We start from the raw sequence: 17,886 nt of genomic DNA, 5'->3' as shown, positions 1-17,886 counted from the left end.
GATTGCAGCCAATATGAAAATACAGCAGACGATCTGCAAGGGAGCGCCCTTTTATGTTCTGGGACCTCTTGTCACTGATATTGCACCGGGATACGACCATATAACCGCAGCGATCGGTGGAGCGGTGGCTGCTGCTGCCGGAGCAGCGTTTCTCTGCTATGTGACTCCAGCGGAGCATTTGAGGCTGCCGGATGAAGCAGATGTAAGGGAAGGAATCATTGCGGCCCGGATCGCGGCTCATGCGGCTGACATTGCAAAAGGCATAAGGGGTGCTAAGGAATGGGATCATAAGATGAGCGATGCCAGGAAACGGCTGGATTGGGAAACCATGTTCCAGCTTGCCATTGACCCGGAAAAGGCCAGAAGCTACCGGGCCTCGTCAAAACCGGAAAAAGAAGACACCTGCTCCATGTGCGGCAATTTCTGCGCCATGAAAAACATGAACCGGATTTTAGATGGAGAGATCGTCGATATTTTTGATGAATAATATTTTTTGGAAACCATTCGGATATTCGCAATCCGCGACCCTACTTGTTAGGTTGAAATTACATAAACAGGAGGAATTTTCATGAAAAATCAAATATTTTCAACAATTTATAATAACTCTTCTGCCGGTTCAAGAGTACGGGTGAAAAAGCTGGTGATCAGCGGAATGCTGACAGCTCTTACCGTTGCGCTCTCCGGTTTTTCCATCCCGGTGGGAGCTTCTAAATGCTTTCCAATGCAGCATCTGGCTAATGTTCTGGCTGGGGTGTTCTTAGGGCCTGTCTATGGCGTTTCCATGGCGTTTTGTACTTCACTCATACGGAATCTTATGGGAACCGGAAGCCTGCTTGCCTTTCCGGGAAGCATGGCCGGCGCGTTTCTTGGCGCTTATCTGTTTCAAAAAACCAGGAGGCTTTTGCCTGCTTATCTTGGAGAAGTAGTTGGGACCGGGCTGATCGGAGGGCTGCTCTGCTATCCGGTTGCCATCTTTCTTATGGGAAAAGAGGTAGCTGTCTTCTTCTTTGTAGTTCCGTTTCTCATGAGCACTCTTGCCGGGACCCTATTAGCTGCAATCCTGCTGGCAATGCTGCGCCGCCTTGGTCTTTTTTCCTATTTCGAGCGGCTCATCAACGAATAGGGGGAAACAGATATGAGCTTTAAGATGAACCATTCTCTGACCGGGCTGGTCAGGGAAAAGCGGCCCGTCATCCACTGTATCACCAATTATGTTACGGCCGGAGACGTGGCAAATATCATTTTAACCTGCGGCGGCTCCCCCATTATGGCAGACCAGCCGGAAGAGGTTTCGGAGATAACCGCCTTATCCGACTGCCTTCTTTTGAACATCGGAACTCCGAAAGAAACCACTAAGTCCGCTATGATAAAAGCCGGGCTGGAAGCAAACCGGCGAAACCTCCCTGTCATCTTTGACCCGGTAGGAATCGGTGCATCCCGTTATCGGACTGAAACTGCTCTTTCCCTTTTAAAGAAAGTACATGTAACCGTTATCAGGGGAAATGCCTCTGAGCTGCGGGTCCTGTTAAAGGAGCTGACAGGACAGAGCGCTGGGAACGGAAACGGTTTAGCATCTCCCGCCCGGGGAGTTGATGCTTCCTTTTCTGATGAGATAAGGGAAGATACCCTGGAATCTCTTAGAGAAACAGCCAGGGCATTAAGCGCTGCAACCGGCGCCGTGGCTGTTATGACAGGAGCCATTGATATTGTTTCAAGCGGGAAAGAGAACTTGCTTATAAAGAACGGATGTCCTCAAATGTCCCGCATCACAGGAAGCGGCTGCATGCTGGATGGCATAATCGCCGCCTATACAGCCGCTATCGGCCCCGCGCCCTCACAGCATGACATATTTAAGGCCGCTGCTCTTGCCACGGCTGCTGCCGGTCTTTGCGGGGAGCGGGCGGCAAAACAAGCGGAACAGATCTCCGGCGGTACGGGGATCTTCCGCTGCTGCTTTCTCGATGAGGTAAGCCTTTTGGATGAAGGTATCTTGAAAGGAGGAATAAATATTGAAGTTTCATAGAGATATGCTTCTCCTCTATGCAGTAACAGACCAGGCATTTACAGGAGAAAAGACCTTAACAGAGCAGATTAAAGAAGCTCTTTGTGCCGGAGTGACCCTTCTCCAGCTCCGAGAAAAATCTATGGACAAACGTGCTTTCCTGGAGGAAGCCATACTTGTCCGTGAGCTTACAAAGCATTATGGGATCCCCTTAATCATCAACGATGATGTGGAGATTGCCCTTAAGTGCGGGGCAGACGGCGTACACGTTGGACAGGATGATTTATCTCCGTTAGAGGTCCGCCGGCTGATCGGACCGGACCGTATCCTGGGCGTTACCGCCAAAAATGTAAGTCAGGCAAAAAAGGCATATATGGATGGGGCGGATTATATAGGATCCGGGGCCCTCTTCCCAAGCCCTACAAAAAAGGATGCCATTCCCTTAACTCTGGAACAGCTGACAGCGATCTGCCGTTCCGTTCCTATTCCGGTAACGGCCATCGGAGGAATTACCGTAGAAAATGTTTCCAGACTGAAAGGAACAGGCGTGGCCGGAGCTTCGGTGGTTTCCGGCATCTTCGGGCAAAAGGATATAACCACAGCCGTCCATCGCTTAAAAGAACAGCTTTTAAAGGTGGTGAGCCTATGAGTCTGATTCTTCCTGCCTTCCTCACCATTGCAGGCACTGATCCCAGCGGCGGCGCCGGAATACAGGCGGATTTAAAGACCGCCGCAGCTTTGGGTGTCTATGGCTCCAGCGTTATTACCGCCCTGGTCGCACAAAATACTACGGGGGTTTTTCTGACGGAAACAGTTAGTCAGGAAATGCTTGCCGCCCAGCTTAATGCCGTATTTACGGACATTCCGCCAAAAGCAGTAAAGATCGGCATGGCCGGGACTTCCAGTTCTATCGAAATCATTGCGGAAAAGCTGGAAAAATATAACCGCTCTCCTGTGATCGTGGACCCGGTCATGGTATCCACCAGCGGGCATTCTCTTTTAATGCCTCAGGATGTTAAGACTTTAACAAGCAGGCTGTTTCCCCTGGCTGCTTTAGTTACCCCCAATATCCCGGAGGCAGAAGCACTTTTATCCACAAAAGGGCACCGGATATACAGTAGAAACGATATGGAAGAAGCCGCGATGGAGCTCTTCCATATCTATCAGGTACCTTTCCTGTTAAAAGGAGGCCATAATTCCCAGAGGGCTGATGATGTTCTATGCTGCAACGGAACTGTCACCTGGTTTCCAGGAGAACGTATCGACAATCCAAATACCCATGGAACCGGATGCACCCTGTCTTCTGCCATTGCCTGCGGACTGGCTTTAGGCATGGGGCTGGAAGAAAGCATCCGGATGGCAAAGTCCTATCTAAACGGAGCATTAAAAGCCGGATTAAATCTGGGAAAAGGACGGGGACCTTTGTGGCACGGTTGGAAAACCTAAAAATTCCCCAAAAAGCTTTTTAACCGGTTATGGCGGGAAACATTACATGCTCCCGCCATAACCGGTATTTTCATTTCCTATTGCAGAATCCCGTTTTATTTGCTTTCCAGTTTCCTGTAAAGATCGATCATCTCTTCGGCCATGACCTTAAAGATCTCTGCGCTCATCATCTGATCCTCCGCATGGGTCAGAATAAGTCCCATAGGCACTGCCTCTCCTGCCGCTTCTCTTTGAATTAAGTCGGCATGAGGCAAGTGACCTTGTTTCATCATTTCGTCCCCTTCCGCAATCAGATGATCCGCTTCTTCATATTTTCCTTGTTTTGCCTTTTGCACTGCTTTGATATAGTTTGATTTTGCTCCGCCGGCAGCAGTGATCAGCTGAAAGCAAATAAGTTCCAATTCCTGCATTTTTCCACCTTTTCTCTCTGTACAGAAATTATCAGCCCTGAGTCTGATTTTCCTGCTTCTCATACATTTTGTCAATCACCCTGATAAATGGAAAGTATACGAAGAATGACAATGCCAGAATCACCACCTGAAGCAGTGCCGTCCTCCAGCCTCCGATCAAAAATCCCGAAATAATGGGAGGACAGGTCCAGGGCACCAGAATCCCTTTATACATGGGACAAAGCCCCATATAGATTGCCAGATACTGAATGGTTCCGGACAGAACAGGCATGATCATGAAGGGAATTGCCATAATGGGGTTTAACACCACCGGAGTGCCAAAAAGCACCGGCTCATTGATGTTAAAGCATGCCGGTCCGATTCCCAGCCTTCCCACCTGCCTGCACTGGTTGGACTTGGCAAAAAAAGTAAGATATATCACCAGTCCAATGGTAATTCCGGCCCCTGTAACCGTCATAAACTGATCCAGAAACTGCTGGGTGACAATGTGTCCGCCATTTGCCAGATTAAGCTCCCTTCCGCTGTCGAGAATTGCCTGATTAGCGGCAGAATTGGCCGTAAGGAGGGGACCCATAATTCCCCCCACAAGGGTTGAACCATGAATGCCAAAGAACCAGAAAAACGGAATCAAAAATCCCATGGCAACAACCCCGCCAAAGGAATCCGTCAGGCCCTGGAGCGGAATCTGAATGGTTTTATAGATCCATTCCATTGGGGTCGTATCAAACATATTTTTTACAACCGCATAAACGATGGAAGCTGCGATAATAATAACCGCGCCTGGAATCAGAGCCGTAAAAGAAGCGGCAACTCCTTCAGGCACTCCATCCGGCATTTTAATGGTAATGTTTTTCTTTAAAAATACGGTATAGATCCAGCCTACAATAAGTCCGATAATAATGGCGCCGATCATTCCCTGTCCGCCGGTCCAGGTCTTAAAAATAACACCAACGTTAGCTCCCTCCTGGCTGGTTACCTGGGAAGGCTGAAACAGCAGATAAGTGCAAAGGGAAATCACTCCTGCCGGCATTCCGTTATACCCCTCATTTTTTACATAGGTATAGGCAATTCCTATGGAGGCGATAAGAGCCATAACATTGAAGGTGCTTTCAAATGCCTGATTCAGCACCGGAGTGATTCCTGCTGCCCCCAGCCAGTCGGCAACAGGTGTATACGGGAAGTTTGCCAAAAGCAGAAAAATAGATCCGATGATCATCATTGGCATGGAATACAGGAGACCATCCTTTAATCCCCGAATTGCCTTTGTATTGATAAACACCATCATTTTAGGAATCACCTTATTATTTAAAAAATCCTTCATCCTCACTGTCCCTCCCTTTCTTTTCTCATTTGCCTGCCAGCTTCCGTGCAAACTCCAGAACCTTTTTTCCATTGCACATGCCGTAATCGATCATAGGGATCACATCCATTGGCACCTGATGACTATCACATGTCTTTAAAACCTTGTCCTTTAAGTATCCTACCTGAGGACCAAGCAGGGCACAGTCTACTCCGCCCAGATTTTCATCTAAGTCATTGACCGGAAATGCCATGATATCCGCTTCCAGTCCTTCCTGAACCGCTGCCTCCCTCATTTTACTCACAAGCAGGCTTGTGGACATTCCCTGATTGCAAAATAACCGAATCTTTAACATGCTTTCCCCTCCTATAATTCCTCTCCGTTTGTTTGAATCACCTTCTTAAACCAGTAAAAGCTTTCTTTCCTGCTCCGCTCTCCTGTTCCGTTTCCCTGATTGTCCTTATCCACATAAATGAACCCGTAGCGCTTCTCCATCTCACCGGTCCCTGCGGATACCAGATCAATACAGCCCCAGGGTGTATATCCCAAAAGATCCACTCCATCCTGGTCGACACATCTTTTCATTGATTCTATATGTGCTTTTAAATATTCAATCCGGTACCCGTCATGGATCATGCCGTCATCTCCCGGCTTGTCATAGGCACCGAAGCCATTTTCCACAATAAACAGAGGAAGCCCGTACCTGTCATACAGCCAGTTCATAGTGTAGCGAAGCCCTTCCGGATCAATGGGCCATCCCCACTGACTTGCCTCCACATAAGGATTTTTCACCCTGTCCCGACCTTCCCGGTAATCATACTCAGGATTATCGTCCCTGTGCTTCACCGTAAAGGACATGTAATAGCTGAATCCGATATAATCCACACAGCCTGCTTTAAGCGCCTCTAAGTCTTCCGAAGTGATATCAAGAACCATCCCCTTCCGTTTCCAATATGCCTTTATGTATTCCGGATATTGTCCTCTTACATGGACATCGGCAAACCAGTAGCGTTTCTGCATGGAAGACATGGCCATCATCATATCTTTTGGATCACAGGAGTAAGGATAAATAGGGCACATGGCCATCATACAGCCGATCTTAAAATCAGGATTTATCTCATGTCCTGCCTTTACTGCCAGAGCTGATGCCACCAGCTCATAATGGGCCGCCTGGTACATCAGATGTTCCCGGTTATCTCCTTCCTTAAAACGAAGTCCTGAGTTGGTAAATGGGGCAAAGTCCCCGTCATAATCAGCCTGGTTATTGATCTCGTTAAAGGTCATCCAATAGGTCACCTTGTCCTTATACCGCTTAAAGCATGCTTTGGCAAACTTCACGAACAGCTCCACGCAGATACGGCTTCTAAAGCCGCCGTACTTAGCCGCCAGTTCATACGGCATTTCAAAATGGGACAGAGTCACGACCGGCTGGATCCCATGCTTTCTGCACTCATCAAATAAGCCGTCGTAAAACCGGAGGCCTTCTTCATTCGGTTCTGACTCTTCTCCCGTAGGGAAAATCCTGGTCCAGGCAATGGAGGTGCGGAAGCACTGAAACCCCATTTCCGCAAAAAGAAGGATATCTTCTTTATAACGGTGGTAAAAATCAATGCCTTCATGGTTGGGGTAATATTTTCCTTCTATGACACCATCTGTGATCTCCCGTTCCTTTCCATTGGCTCCAGCTGTCATCACATCGGCAACGCTGACGCCTTTGCCTCCTTCTTTCCAGGCTCCTTCCAGCTGATGGGCAGCTACTGCACCTCCCCACAGAAAATCTTTTCTCAGCATATGTATTGTTTCCTCCTTCAATCATTTGTCTTTATGGTAACATCAGAATACTCAAAACTCCAACGAAAAAAATACCACATTCAATCTGGCAGTTCCTCTCAGTCTGAATGTGGTATCTTTATTCTTCCAGCAGATCCAGTAAAGTCTCATACTCCGGTTTCTGGATCAATTGTTTCACCGCTTCCTTATTAAGGGCAAACCGCGCAGTCGTTTCATAAAAGGTCTGACGGTTTCTATCCTCTTTTCTTCCAATGGAAATCAGCAGAACGATCTGGACCGGAAGCTTGTTCCAGATAACCGGCTCTTTTAGGATCACCACATAAGCAAAGGTTTCCTCCGAAGCGATCTGGTTTGGGTGCGGGAGGGTGATATAATTTCCATAATCCATCTGGGCAAAGGTTTCCCGCTCAAGCACCAGCTCATAAAAATTATCATCCACCTTTTCCTGCTTCCGGATCACGGCGCATAAATCCTTTAATATATCTTCCTTATGCTTTCCTTCCACCCCTGTAAGCAGCCGCTGTGGAGTATAATACCGCTTTAAGATCCCACGGCTGTTGCCTCTTCTAAGGGTTTTTGTGATCTTCTGGATATCATCTGCTTCCAGAAAAGCCCCCACCTCTACAATAGGCACCGGGACCTCCATGGTAATAGGGACGGTGGAAAAGATATAATCGACTTTCTGGAAATCGAAATGCTCCAGCTCCAGAAGATCGCAGACATAGATATTCCTTAAATATCCGGAAAATTCACTTTCATATTTGTATTTTAATAACCGGGAGCTTCCCTTTCCCGTGCTGCATACCACAAGAATATCCGAGCAGGGATCCATCTTGTCCTTTTCTAAGGCCAATTGGAAGATCAGGGCAAAATATCCGATCTCATCCTCGGAAATATCCTTTTTATAATGCTTTTTAAGGACTCCTACTGCTTCATAAGATATCTGATATGCCAGGCAATACCTCTGCTTAATGTCTTCCAGAATGGGATTTTTCAGCGGAATATCATACCGGATCCTGATATCAAAGGGGACCAGATGCTGGTTTAAGGTCATCCGTATCTCAAAATTATTATGCATTTCCAGACCGTATTCCCTGCTTACCAGCTCCATCATGGCGAGGGCTAACTGGTCGGTCTGCTCCCTGATCACAAAATTGATATCGTTTTCCAGAGTGCTTCCGATCATTCTCTTTCCAGCCAGATACAGTAAGAGATAATGTTCCTCATCAGCCGTATAGACGATCTGTTCCTGGGTCCCGATAGAAGAAATAAGCTCCCGGATGAGGGCAGATTCCTTCCCCCCTATTTCCGGCAGGTTTTCCTTATCCATCTGAAGATAAAAGCCTGACTTCATCCGCTTCCTGGCTACATAGGTATATTCCACGAAATTCTCAAAGGCAATCTCGGAAAGACGGATCCCATACTTCTTTAAAAGACCTTTGATCACTTCCGCCAGGTGGATCAGTTCACTTTCCTGATGGCTGATGTCCACCCCGGTTAAGCCCTGTCGCTTAATAAAATAGTCGCTTAACAGCCTGCGGATATCAAATTCTTCCCCTTGGATCCTGATTCCGTAATTAGGCTTCCGGTCAATGGAAAGGCCGTAGCGCTTTAATATTCCTTCCACCGGTTTAAGAGAATTGGACAGGGTGGATTTTGAAACAAAGAGAAAATCACAAAGCTCATCGATCTTGATATAATCCATCCTGGATATCAGATATGCAAGCAGATATTCTCTTCTTTCATTTTCTCTCTCAGGAAAACGCTCCGTATGTTCCCTTTCATTCTTTATGAATGCGTCAAATTTCTCCTGGTCATGAATCCGAAGTATATATCCGTATCTCGCTTTTGAGCTTATTTCTGCTCCATGGCCTTCCAGCAGCCCGCTTAAATCCTTCAGTCTCAGCCGTACCGTCTTCTCACTGACCTTCAGCTGTTTTGCCAATGCCGAAGCCGTTCTGTATTCTTCCTGACTCAAGAGCATCAGCAATTCCTGCAACTGTTTCCAAAGCATAGCCGTCTCCTTCGCACTTTTTGTCCCACAATACTTTATTATCAGCATAACATGGCAGGCGTTATTTTTCCATTTACATTTTTACCACATTAATTCTGGTAATGAAAGGCGTGTGGACCGGGAACCTTCTCCCATGGATTTATCCCAAAAACAGTGCCGGAGGCCTTAAATTGCCAGGCACCGGCACTGCTGTCAGAGTATTTCTATTAATATTTACCGCCGGTCGCATAATCATCAGACGGTTCTATGGCTGTGTTTAAGGCCCTATGAGCTGCAATCCTTTCGCCTGAATCTCTTAGCTTAAATCTGCTCACCAGATTCTTTAACATCTGTGCCTGTCCCGAAAGCTCCTCGCTTGCAGCCGCGCTTTCTTCTGATGTTGCGGAGTTGGTTTGTACCACTGATGAAATCTGTTCAAGTCCTGCTGCAATCTGAGTAACCGCATAAGACTCTTCCTCGGAAGCTTTTGCTATCTGCCGGATTCTTTCATCCACGCTCTTAGATGTATCCACTACATCAAGCAAAGAGCCGGCAGCTTGATCGGCCAGTAACCTGCCCTTCTCAATTGCCTCCACCGCGCTTTCAATCAGTGCCGTAGTGTTTTTTGCAGCCTCAGCCGATTTTCCTGCAAGGTTTCGCACCTCATCCGCCACCACAGAAAATCCCTTGCCTGCTTCGCCGGCACGGGCCGCTTCCACAGCGGCGTTTAAAGCCAGAATGTTCGTTTGGAAGGCAATGTCATCAATGGTGTGGATAATTTTACCAATCTCCCGAGAGGTATCGGTGATTTCCGCCATTGCTTTCATCAGCTGCTGCATTTGCTGGTTGCTTTGTGCAACCTCCTCTCCTGATTCCTCCGATAAGCGGCTTGCCTGCCGGGCATTGTCCGCATTATTTTTGATCCGTTGGGAAATTTCGGTAATGTTGGACGTAAGTTCTTCCACGGAGCTTGCCTGCTCTGCCGCTCCCTGGCTTAAAGTCTGTGCGCCGTCTGACATCTGCCCCGCTCCTGCCGAAACCTGATCAGAGGCTGTATTAATTTCCGCAAGGGTTTCGCTTAAATTGCAGTTAATGGTTCTCATGGCAATTAGTATCTCCTGATAATCGCCGATGTACTTTTCCTCATAGTTTGTATCGATCCTGAAATTCCCCTCGCTCATTTCCTCTAATAAGTATTTTATGTCCTGAATGATAGACCTTAAGTTTTCCGCCATGTCCATAAAGGTTCTGGAAAGAATCCCGATCTCATCATTGCTTTGTGCATCAACCTGTATTGAAAGATTACCGGCAGCGATCTCAGCAGCGGCAGAAACCACACCGTTAATCGGCTTCAGCGCCTTCTTTAAAACAAGGATAACAATGGCGACCACAGCCACAAGTGACAAAACAGAAACAGTCACAATTGTAGCCGTTAATATTTCGATGTCTTTATTTAAGTCAGAGGTATCCAATGCCGTCTGTGCCCACCAATGGGTTCCTTCCACATCAATGGGGTAGAAAAACCGGGATACTTTATGTCCATCCTCAAGGACCGTGGTACAGGAAAAAGCTTTTCCCGAAGCTGCTCCATCGGTAACCTTCTTCATTTCTTCTGGATTTTTTAAAAATTCAGAGAGATTATGGCCAATGTCTTCAGCAAATCTACTGTCGTAAGCTGTGGTAAAATCTTCCGTAAGAATACCAACGTAAAGTGTTTTATAATCTTCGGAGGAAGTGGTGATTTTATTAAAATGACCGACATCAATATCAGCTGCAATCACTCCCCGGAACTCATCTTTATTCATAACGGGATATGCGGCAGTGATCATGGTAGTGCCCTGATATTCGTAAGGCTTTGTAAAATAAGACTTGCCGGTTTCTTTCACAGTTTTATAATATTCCTTATCACTGTAATCACTGTATTTTCCAAAAGGCTGCGCTTTTTTATTGACGGCATCCTCACCATTCACATAAAACCCATAATCCTCTATGCTTTTATCGAGCTTGCCAGGCTCAAAAAAGATTCCGAACCCAACGATATCCTCATCTGCCACAACGGCAGAGCACATGCTGTTAATCAAATAATTTTCTACCTCAATGCTTAGATCAGACATTTCCGTGTGATACACTGCGCTTTTTACCTTGACGTCATCGGCAGAAGAGATAACCGCAGTTTCCTGGTTATAGGTCTTTTCGATATAATCCTGCATTGCTGCTGCCTGTTTAGATGCTGCATCCAGGATCGCCTGTACCTGGTTTCCATTTGCGTGCGCCAAATTTGTAAGCTCAGAACGAACCGCTGTACTGGTTTCATTGCCTGAAAGACTGACGACTATAATACTTAAAATAGCAAAAACCACAAACAATGCCGCTGTGATCACGATTGCAATTTTCTCTGAAATTTTCTTGTATTTATTCCTCTGTATGTTTCCTTTTCCAATTTTCATGTGTTTTTCCTCATATGATTATTATTATAAAGTTCTGCCATCAATGCTCAGGTCTGTCTCTCCTGCCTTTGACGCGGTGAAACACACATGTTTACACATACGTATAAATTGCTTTTCTTCTTGAATCCTTCCAATTTTACATCTCCCCCCTGTCATAAAATTTGTGTTCCTCCCTTAATTTGCGCATTTTTCTTATCTGCTTATATTTGGATTTAAACGGAAAGATTCCCGCCTCCGGCCGTAAGCATTACTGGCCGTCCTAATGATTACAGTACAATAACAAAAAGGTACACCTTGCTATCACTGGCAAAATGTAAAGAGAATAAGTATAATATGTGTGAAATATGTTGTATTTTGTCGAAATAGTGCTTATAATAAACGTAGTATTTTTAGGCCGTTTATATTTGATAAAAAGGTGTACCTTTTTATCAAATGATCTACTGCTGCAATTCCCATTTTATAAGCAGAAATCCCCGGTAGAACAAGTATTTCTTATTTATTTGTTTTCATTTTTATATTTTGACCTGCAGGCTTTTGTTTTCTTAAATACTAATATAGTAGAATAATCTCTTGACCTCATGCCATAATTAAGAATGACAGGAGGTTATTTTAATGAAAAATTTTTATGGATACATGAGGGTCTCCTCATTAGAACAAAACACAGAACGGCAAAAGGTAGAGCTTCTGCGCTGGGGCATTATTGACAAGAACATATTTTGCGATAAATTATCAGGAAAAGATTTTAACAGGCCCCAATATCAAAAGTTAAAAAGAAAATTAAAAGAAGGAGATGTTCTTGTTGTAAAAAGCATTGACCGTCTGGGAAGAAATTACGATGACATACAGGAAGAGTGGCGGGAAATCGTGAAAGCCAGAAAAGCTGATATTGTGATTCTGGATATGCCCATTCTGGATACAAGAACTAATAAAGATCTGATCGGCACCCTGATTTCCGACATTGTCTTACAGCTCCTCTCCTATGTAGCACAGGCGGAGCGGGAAAACATCAAACAGCGTCAGGCGGAGGGGATCGCCATTGCAAAAGCCCAGGGAAAGCATCTGGGCCGATTTCCCACCCCCATTCCTGATGAATTTTACCCGGTTTACGAAAAATGGCAGCAGCGCATCTATACCCTTGAAACCGCAAGCAAGGAGTTAGGCATCACTGTCAGCCAGTTTCGGACAATGATCAAAAAACACAAGTCAGATACAAAGACTTTTTAAAGCAGTCCCTATAGGACATAAAACAGGCAGAACCGCTGCTTTTCATCAACGATCCTGCCTGGTCATACAAACACAGTTTTCTATTCACATCTGTGGAAATACGGGTCCCTCACTTGACCGATCCAGTCAAACGGCAGTCAGATATCCGCCTTCTCAGGAATCAGTCTCACTTCAAAAACAAATTCCTCTTCATCAAACCGGTATTCTTTCCGAAGTTCCGGTCCGCAGCTTGCAGACCCGATCCCGTCCTGGCGGTAATCCAGGCAAAGGACCGTATAGCCAGAGGCTGCCAGCTCATAATTATGGGCTTTTTCTGTCAACTCCTCCTGGGTATAAACCGATGCATTAAAAGAAAATGTCCGTTCTGAGGCTGCCGAGAGGAAAACTCCCCCTCCTTTTACTGTTACAAAATCACAGTCGCTCCGGCTTCCGTTCTCCTGAGGCTTTAAATAGTCCTCGTGCATTTCCTTTACCCCAGCAGTAAATAACCCGTGATAGCTTGCTCTTCTCTTATCCAGGTAGTTTTCCACCGGACCCAGGCCATAATAGGTCACCTGATCCATGCCCTTTGGAAGGAAAAGGCGAAGGCCAAACCTAGGAAGCTCTGGAAATTCCATATCCCTCTTCACATCCAGCTTTCCATTCAAAATCCCATCGTTTCCGACGGTCCACAATGCCTCAATCATTAATATTCTCTGGATCACAGCCGCAGTAACAGACAGTACGGTCCTAATTTCCACCTGCCCATCCTTTAACTCATAAGAGGTTTCATAAGCCCTGGATATGGCCCGGTCATAATGGGCCGCCATCCACTTATTCTTTATATATCTGTCATTATCCGTTGGTGCTCTCCAGATGTTATATTCCATGGGGCGCTCCAGAAGAGTCCTGTTTTCAAACACCATATCCTGGAAACAGCCGGTCAGCTTGTTGTAGGTATAGGCAAAGTTTGTACCATCTATATAAAGATAACGGTCATCTTCCCGGATCGCGGGGCATGTCCTTTCCTCGTCATTTGTCTCCTGTCCTTTTAACAGGCAAACCCCGGTCTGGTTTCTCATATCTTCATTTTCAAGGAGTATTTCCTCAAATCCCAATAGGCTTCCGGCTTTTAAAAGGGCAGTATTCTGCTTTAATAAATACTGAACCTTCAGATAACATTTTCCCTTTTGAGGAACCTCAAAATCCAAAGTCAGACTGCCTGTGCAATGAGGCTTTATTTCCGGCACATCTTCGTCCTTAAGGATTCCCTTTGCGGTGACCGCTCCGTCACAAGTCAGCTCATACTCAATAACCGCGTAATCCTTCAAACCGATAAAATCCATGCGGTTTTGAATCACCAGCTCCTTCTTTTCCTGGTCATAGGAAACAAACCTTGCCGGACGGTACACATTTTTAAATTCCATCAGACCGGTGTGAGGTCTTCTGTCCGGGTATACCAGGCCATCCATGCAGAAATTGCCGTCATGAGGATACTCGCCGTGATCTCCTCCATAAAGGTACATGGGTTTTCCATCCAAGGTCCTTCCCTGATCGATGGCATGGTCACACCACTCCCAGACAAAACCGCCGCAGACCTGGTCGTACTGGTCAAACACCTTAAAATAATCTTCCAGATCCCCCGGTCCATTGCCCATGGCATGACTGTACTCACAAAGGATAAAAGGCTTTCCGGTATTTCTTCCAATGTATTCATGAATTTCTTCCAGCTTCGGATACATGCGGCTGTATAAATCCAGATCAGAAAAATCATAGGTCTTGCTCCGGTCACGGTAACGGGCCGCTTCATAGTGGGTGAGCCTGGAAGGATCAAAGGCTTTGGTCCAGGCCAGAGCGGCTTCAAAGGTGCAGCCATAGGCGCATTCATTTCCCATGGACCAGATCACGACACTTGACCGGTTCTTATCCCGCTGCACCAAACGCTGCGTGCGGTCAACCGTGGCCTGGGTGAACTCCGGATTATCTGCAATTGCCCGGTTCCAGCGGCCATGCACAGCCTCTATGGAACAGTCCTCCATGTAGATGGAGTTGGTACCGTGGCTCTCATTGTCGGCCTCGTCAATGACATAGAAACCGTACTCATCGCACAGCTGGTAGAACTGAGGCCCATTCGGATAATGGCTGGTGCGGATGGCATTGACATTATGCTCCTTCATGAGCCTTAAATCTTTTTTCATCTGTTCCAGGCTGATGACAGACCCTGTCACCGGATCACTGTCATGGCGGTTGACACCATGGAATTTGATCTTTTCCCCGTTAAAATAAACCACTCCGTCTTTTACGGTGATTTCCCTGATTCCCAGGCGGTCCACGATCACCTCATTCTGGCATTCCAGAACAATGGTATAAAGGTAAGGCTGCTCTGCATTCCAAAGCACCGGATTATCTATGGTCAAAAGAAGTCTGCCATCCTGCGGGGTTCCTTCCTGGCTGGCGGCCAGCTCCCCTTGGGGACCATATACCAGCGCCTTTATTGGAACATCTTTCCCAAGAAAGGTGACTGCTGCCTGGATATGAGCCTGATTCTCTTCCCGGGAGGTTGTGAAAAAATAATCAAAGATTCCCTCTTCCGGCCTTTTTAAAAGATACACATCCCGGAAAATGCCGGTCATGCGGAATTTATCCTGATCTTCTAAGTAGCTTCCGTCGCACCATTTTAAAACAAGGACCGCTAAGGTATTTTCCCCCTCACGGATCAGGCCTGTCACATCAAACTCGCTGGTGGAATGGGATACCTGGCTGTATCCTGCATAGCTTCCGTTGAGCCACACATAGAAGCAGGAATCCACGCCTTCAAAATTTAAATAAGCTCTGGGAGCATTCTCATCCCTTTCATAGACAAAATGGCGGACATAAGCACCGCAGGGATTTTCAGCCGGGACATAGGGCGGATCCATAGGGAAGGGGTAGCGGATATTGGTATATTGGTGCCTGTCATATCCATAGTTCTGGAAACAGCCGGGAACCGGGATATCATCATAATTTCCGGTATCATAGCCTTCCTGGAAAAACTCCTCTTTTACATCATAAATGCTGTCAAAATAGCAGAATTTCCATGTCCCGTTTAAGAGCTTAAACCGGTCAGAATTTTCCCTGTGCTCCACAAGGTCAAAACGCGCCTGGGAAGCAGGTATGTAGTAGGACCTGTTTGGCATAGTATTTTCATGAAGCAAGTGGAGATTTTCATAATGTTTGGGTACGATCATGGTTGATCCCTCCTTCGTTTATTACCTTTATTATAAAATGAAAGGATAGAAAATCCATATCTCCAATTAGACAAACTATGCACAAAATGATACTGGTGGTTTTACAAATTCCTATATATACGTACTTTTCCGTTTAAAACCACGACTTATGTGATTTAACCTCAATAACGATCACTCGTAACCTCTTTTGAGGTACTGCTATCGCGGTCTCTGCCAGATTCTCCTCTGCACTATAGCCTACTGATCCCAGCGCTCTTATGATGATTTTCTCAATCTATTCTTCCTTTCTTTATAAACTTCTGCTTGACTTCCTTGTAATACCGTGTTACACTAAATCAGTATTTTAAATAAAGTTTTGATTTCGCATATATTTGTAAGTCATTATTCTATTGATGATTTACAAGTATATGCGATTTTTGCTTTTAGAGGAATACAATATAATTTTAAGGAGGTATCTTTCATGAAAAAAGGTACAGTAAAATGGTTTAATGCACAAAAGGGGTTCGGTTTTATCTGCGATGAAGAAGGTAATGATATTTTCGTTCATTTCTCAGGTCTTGCTATGGAAGGTTTCAAAGCATTAGAAGATGGCCAGTCAGTTATTTTTGAAACAACCACAGGCAATCGCGGCCTTCAGGCTGTTAATGTTCACATCGCATAATCTCCTACCGTATTAATTAATCACATCTAGCCTATCCATTTGCATCAAATACCAAATTGATAAAGTGAATATGTACCAACAATCTGTATATTAAAAAGTCAGAGCAATATTTAATTATTACAGCTAAGTCAGCAGGGTTTATTATTATATTCCCTGCTGGCTCAACCTATAGTTTCATTTTAACAGCGTCCGAATATCTTAATCTATATAAAAAATAATATTTTTCAGTTAACTGATCCACTATATTTCCATTCTATCTGCTCTATCAAATATCGTTAAAAAATCCCCCGGAACTTTACTGCATACTCTCTATTTTTATCATAGAGTTTTTATCGCTAATTCAAAATAACTCCATATATAAATAATAATATAATTTATCATTGAAATCTTTGCCGATAACGTATAAACTGTTCACGAAAGCAATGAGTGAGCGGTCCCAGGATCCGCCCGCTGCACCGCGGACTTACGTTACTGCCAACCCCAAACAGCAGTCCCAAAGATCAAGCCAGTATAACTTTGACTCATTGCCTTCCCGTAAATAAACAAAGGAGACTAGATATGTACACCAACACAGGCTATATGAATCTGACAGACGATGAGCTGGAGGACAATTCGATTCCTCTTAAGGCAAACTGCTGCGGCGTCTACCGCCTGATCACCCACCCGGTCATGTCCACCATACGGCCATTGGGACGCCCTGATTACCAGCTTTTATACATCGCATCAGGAAAAGCATGGTTTTCCATCCAAAATGAGACCGTAGAAATTCCTGCCGGAAATATGGTGATTTATAAACCTGGCGAACCCCAGAAGTACGCCTATTATCTGGAAGACAAGCCGGAGGTATTCTGGCTTCATTTTACAGGCAAAGAAGCCAGGGAATTTACCGCACAGGCAGGTTTTGATAACAGCCGGATCCTATACACCGGTGTTTCTTCCAGATACCAGGAGTTATTCCTTGCCATAATCCGGGAACTCCAGCTCCCCCGCCCCTGTTTTGAGGAACTGGCGGCCCTTCATCTCATGCAGCTTTTCCTTCTTCTTAAGCGGCAAAGGGAGGAAGGGGGATTTCAGAAAACAGAAATTCAGAAAGAAATGGAAAAAACGGTCCATTATTTTCATGAGAACTTATCTGCAGATATTGAAATCGATCTTTATGCCAAAAAGCTTCATATGAGCACCTGTTGGTTTATCCGCAGCTTTAAGCAGTACACAGGAATGCCTCCCCGCAGGTACTTAACCTCCATCCGGGTGAAAAAAGCACAGGAGCTGCTTGAAAGCACGGACTACGGCATCGGGGAAATCGGCAGCATCGTCGGCTATGACAATCCCTTATATTTCAGCCGCATCTTTAAAAAACAAACCGGTACTTCTCCCGCAGAATACAGAAAAGCGGCAAGGTGAGC

15 protein-coding genes are annotated in these 17,886 nt (G+C 45.5%); 8 read left to right on the top strand and 7 right to left on the bottom strand.

The genetic code is table 11. The annotated features are described in order from the left end of the window. The 5 genes from RT269_RS13395 to thiD form a co-directional block, all read left to right on the top strand. A partial coding sequence (locus RT269_RS13395) for a phosphomethylpyrimidine synthase ThiC (RefSeq protein WP_313183299.1) occupies nucleotides 1–487 on the top strand: 487 nt, incomplete at its 5' end. A gap of 81 nt (nucleotides 488–568) precedes the next feature. Then, nucleotides 569–1,123 carry an energy coupling factor transporter S component ThiW gene (gene thiW / locus RT269_RS13390; protein WP_313183297.1) on the top strand — a complete coding sequence of 185 codons (555 nt, stop codon included), beginning with the start codon at nucleotides 569–571 and terminating at the stop codon, nucleotides 1,121–1,123. 12 nt (nucleotides 1,124–1,135) lie between these two features. Beyond that, nucleotides 1,136–2,023 carry a hydroxyethylthiazole kinase gene (gene thiM, locus RT269_RS13385; RefSeq protein ID WP_313183296.1) on the top strand — a complete coding sequence of 296 codons (888 nt, stop codon included), beginning with the start codon at nucleotides 1,136–1,138 and terminating at the stop codon, nucleotides 2,021–2,023. Beyond that, nucleotides 2,010–2,651: a thiamine phosphate synthase gene (gene thiE, locus RT269_RS13380; RefSeq protein ID WP_313183295.1), complete on the top strand. Its 642-nt coding sequence runs from the start codon at nucleotides 2,010–2,012 to the stop codon at nucleotides 2,649–2,651. Before thiM ends, thiE begins: the two co-directional genes overlap by 14 nt. After that, nucleotides 2,648–3,448: a bifunctional hydroxymethylpyrimidine kinase/phosphomethylpyrimidine kinase gene (gene thiD / locus RT269_RS13375; protein WP_313183293.1), complete on the top strand. Its 801-nt coding sequence runs from the start codon at nucleotides 2,648–2,650 to the stop codon at nucleotides 3,446–3,448. The genes thiE and thiD overlap by 4 nt, the downstream gene beginning before the upstream one ends. A 95-nt stretch (nucleotides 3,449–3,543) precedes the next feature. Here the strand turns inward: thiD and RT269_RS13370 are convergent, their stop codons facing one another. From RT269_RS13370 to RT269_RS13345, 6 genes are all read right to left on the bottom strand, one after another. Then, entirely contained in the window at nucleotides 3,544–3,858 is a 315-nt protein-coding gene (locus tag RT269_RS13370; protein ID WP_313183292.1) for a PTS lactose/cellobiose transporter subunit IIA, read from the bottom strand. Nucleotides 3,859–3,889: 31 nt separating this feature from the next. Continuing rightward, nucleotides 3,890–5,179, bottom strand: coding sequence for a PTS sugar transporter subunit IIC (locus tag RT269_RS13365; protein WP_313183291.1), 1,290 nt, complete (start codon nucleotides 5,177–5,179; stop codon nucleotides 3,890–3,892). 25 nt (nucleotides 5,180–5,204) lie between these two features. Beyond that, nucleotides 5,205–5,513: a PTS sugar transporter subunit IIB gene (locus RT269_RS13360; protein WP_313183289.1), complete on the bottom strand. Its 309-nt coding sequence runs from the start codon at nucleotides 5,511–5,513 to the stop codon at nucleotides 5,205–5,207. An 11-nt stretch (nucleotides 5,514–5,524) separates the two neighbouring features. After that, nucleotides 5,525–6,949, bottom strand: a complete 1,425-nt coding sequence (locus RT269_RS13355; RefSeq protein WP_313183287.1) for a 6-phospho-beta-glucosidase — start codon at nucleotides 6,947–6,949, stop codon at nucleotides 5,525–5,527. A gap of 118 nt (nucleotides 6,950–7,067) precedes the next feature. Further along, the gene (locus RT269_RS13350; protein ID WP_313183285.1) at nucleotides 7,068–8,963 is read right to left on the bottom strand and encodes a BglG family transcription antiterminator; all 1,896 of its coding nucleotides are present in this window, start codon (nucleotides 8,961–8,963) and stop codon (nucleotides 7,068–7,070) included. Nucleotides 8,964–9,169: 206 nt separating this feature from the next. Beyond that, complete coding sequence (locus RT269_RS13345) at nucleotides 9,170–11,389, bottom strand: methyl-accepting chemotaxis protein (protein ID WP_313183283.1); 2,220 nt, start codon at nucleotides 11,387–11,389, stop codon at nucleotides 9,170–9,172. A gap of 612 nt (nucleotides 11,390–12,001) precedes the next feature. Here RT269_RS13345 and RT269_RS13340 point away from each other — a divergent pair. Beyond that, on the top strand, nucleotides 12,002–12,613 hold the full coding sequence (locus tag RT269_RS13340) for a recombinase family protein (RefSeq protein ID WP_313183282.1): 612 nt from the start codon (nucleotides 12,002–12,004) through the stop codon (nucleotides 12,611–12,613). A 137-nt stretch (nucleotides 12,614–12,750) separates the two neighbouring features. Here the strand turns inward: RT269_RS13340 and RT269_RS13335 are convergent, their stop codons facing one another. After that, entirely contained in the window at nucleotides 12,751–15,819 is a 3,069-nt protein-coding gene (locus RT269_RS13335; RefSeq protein ID WP_313183279.1) for a glycoside hydrolase family 2 TIM barrel-domain containing protein, read from the bottom strand. Nucleotides 15,820–16,279: 460 nt separating this feature from the next. Between RT269_RS13335 and RT269_RS13330 the strand changes: the two genes are divergently transcribed. Both RT269_RS13330 and RT269_RS13325 read left to right on the top strand, forming a co-directional pair. Continuing rightward, nucleotides 16,280–16,480 carry a cold-shock protein gene (locus RT269_RS13330; protein WP_313183278.1) on the top strand — a complete coding sequence of 67 codons (201 nt, stop codon included), beginning with the start codon at nucleotides 16,280–16,282 and terminating at the stop codon, nucleotides 16,478–16,480. Between the two features lie 558 nt (nucleotides 16,481–17,038). Next, complete coding sequence (locus RT269_RS13325; protein ID WP_313183276.1) at nucleotides 17,039–17,884, top strand: AraC family transcriptional regulator; 846 nt, start codon at nucleotides 17,039–17,041, stop codon at nucleotides 17,882–17,884. Nucleotides 17,885–17,886 lie beyond the last annotated feature (2 nt).

This window comes from Lacrimispora sp., assembly GCF_032078915.1.
Lineage (GTDB): Bacteria > Bacillota > Clostridia > Lachnospirales > Lachnospiraceae > Lacrimispora.
Note: the sequence above shows the minus strand (reverse complement) of the source record. Positions and strands in the feature narration are given on the sequence as shown.

Bases quoted from the DNA above. Each gene is read 5' to 3' on its own strand.
- RT269_RS13325 (WP_313183276.1), top strand. From the start codon at position 17,039: ATGTACACCAACACAGGCTATATGAATCTGACAGACGATGAGCTGGAG.
- RT269_RS13365 (WP_313183291.1), bottom strand. From the start codon at position 5,179: ATGAAGGATTTTTTAAATAATAAGGTGATTCCTAAAATGATGGTGTTT.
- RT269_RS13370 (WP_313183292.1), bottom strand. From the start codon at position 3,858: ATGCAGGAATTGGAACTTATTTGCTTTCAGCTGATCACTGCTGCCGGC.
- RT269_RS13355 (WP_313183287.1), bottom strand. From the start codon at position 6,949: ATGCTGAGAAAAGATTTTCTGTGGGGAGGTGCAGTAGCTGCCCATCAG.
- RT269_RS13345 (WP_313183283.1), bottom strand. From the start codon at position 11,389: ATGAAAATTGGAAAAGGAAACATACAGAGGAATAAATACAAGAAAATT.
- thiW (WP_313183297.1), top strand. From the start codon at position 569: ATGAAAAATCAAATATTTTCAACAATTTATAATAACTCTTCTGCCGGT.
- RT269_RS13340 (WP_313183282.1), top strand. From the start codon at position 12,002: ATGAAAAATTTTTATGGATACATGAGGGTCTCCTCATTAGAACAAAAC.
- RT269_RS13360 (WP_313183289.1), bottom strand. From the start codon at position 5,513: ATGTTAAAGATTCGGTTATTTTGCAATCAGGGAATGTCCACAAGCCTG.
- RT269_RS13350 (WP_313183285.1), bottom strand. From the start codon at position 8,963: ATGCTTTGGAAACAGTTGCAGGAATTGCTGATGCTCTTGAGTCAGGAA.
- thiM (WP_313183296.1), top strand. From the start codon at position 1,136: ATGAGCTTTAAGATGAACCATTCTCTGACCGGGCTGGTCAGGGAAAAG.
- RT269_RS13335 (WP_313183279.1), bottom strand. From the start codon at position 15,819: ATGATCGTACCCAAACATTATGAAAATCTCCACTTGCTTCATGAAAAT.
- thiD (WP_313183293.1), top strand. From the start codon at position 2,648: ATGAGTCTGATTCTTCCTGCCTTCCTCACCATTGCAGGCACTGATCCC.
- RT269_RS13330 (WP_313183278.1), top strand. From the start codon at position 16,280: ATGAAAAAAGGTACAGTAAAATGGTTTAATGCACAAAAGGGGTTCGGT.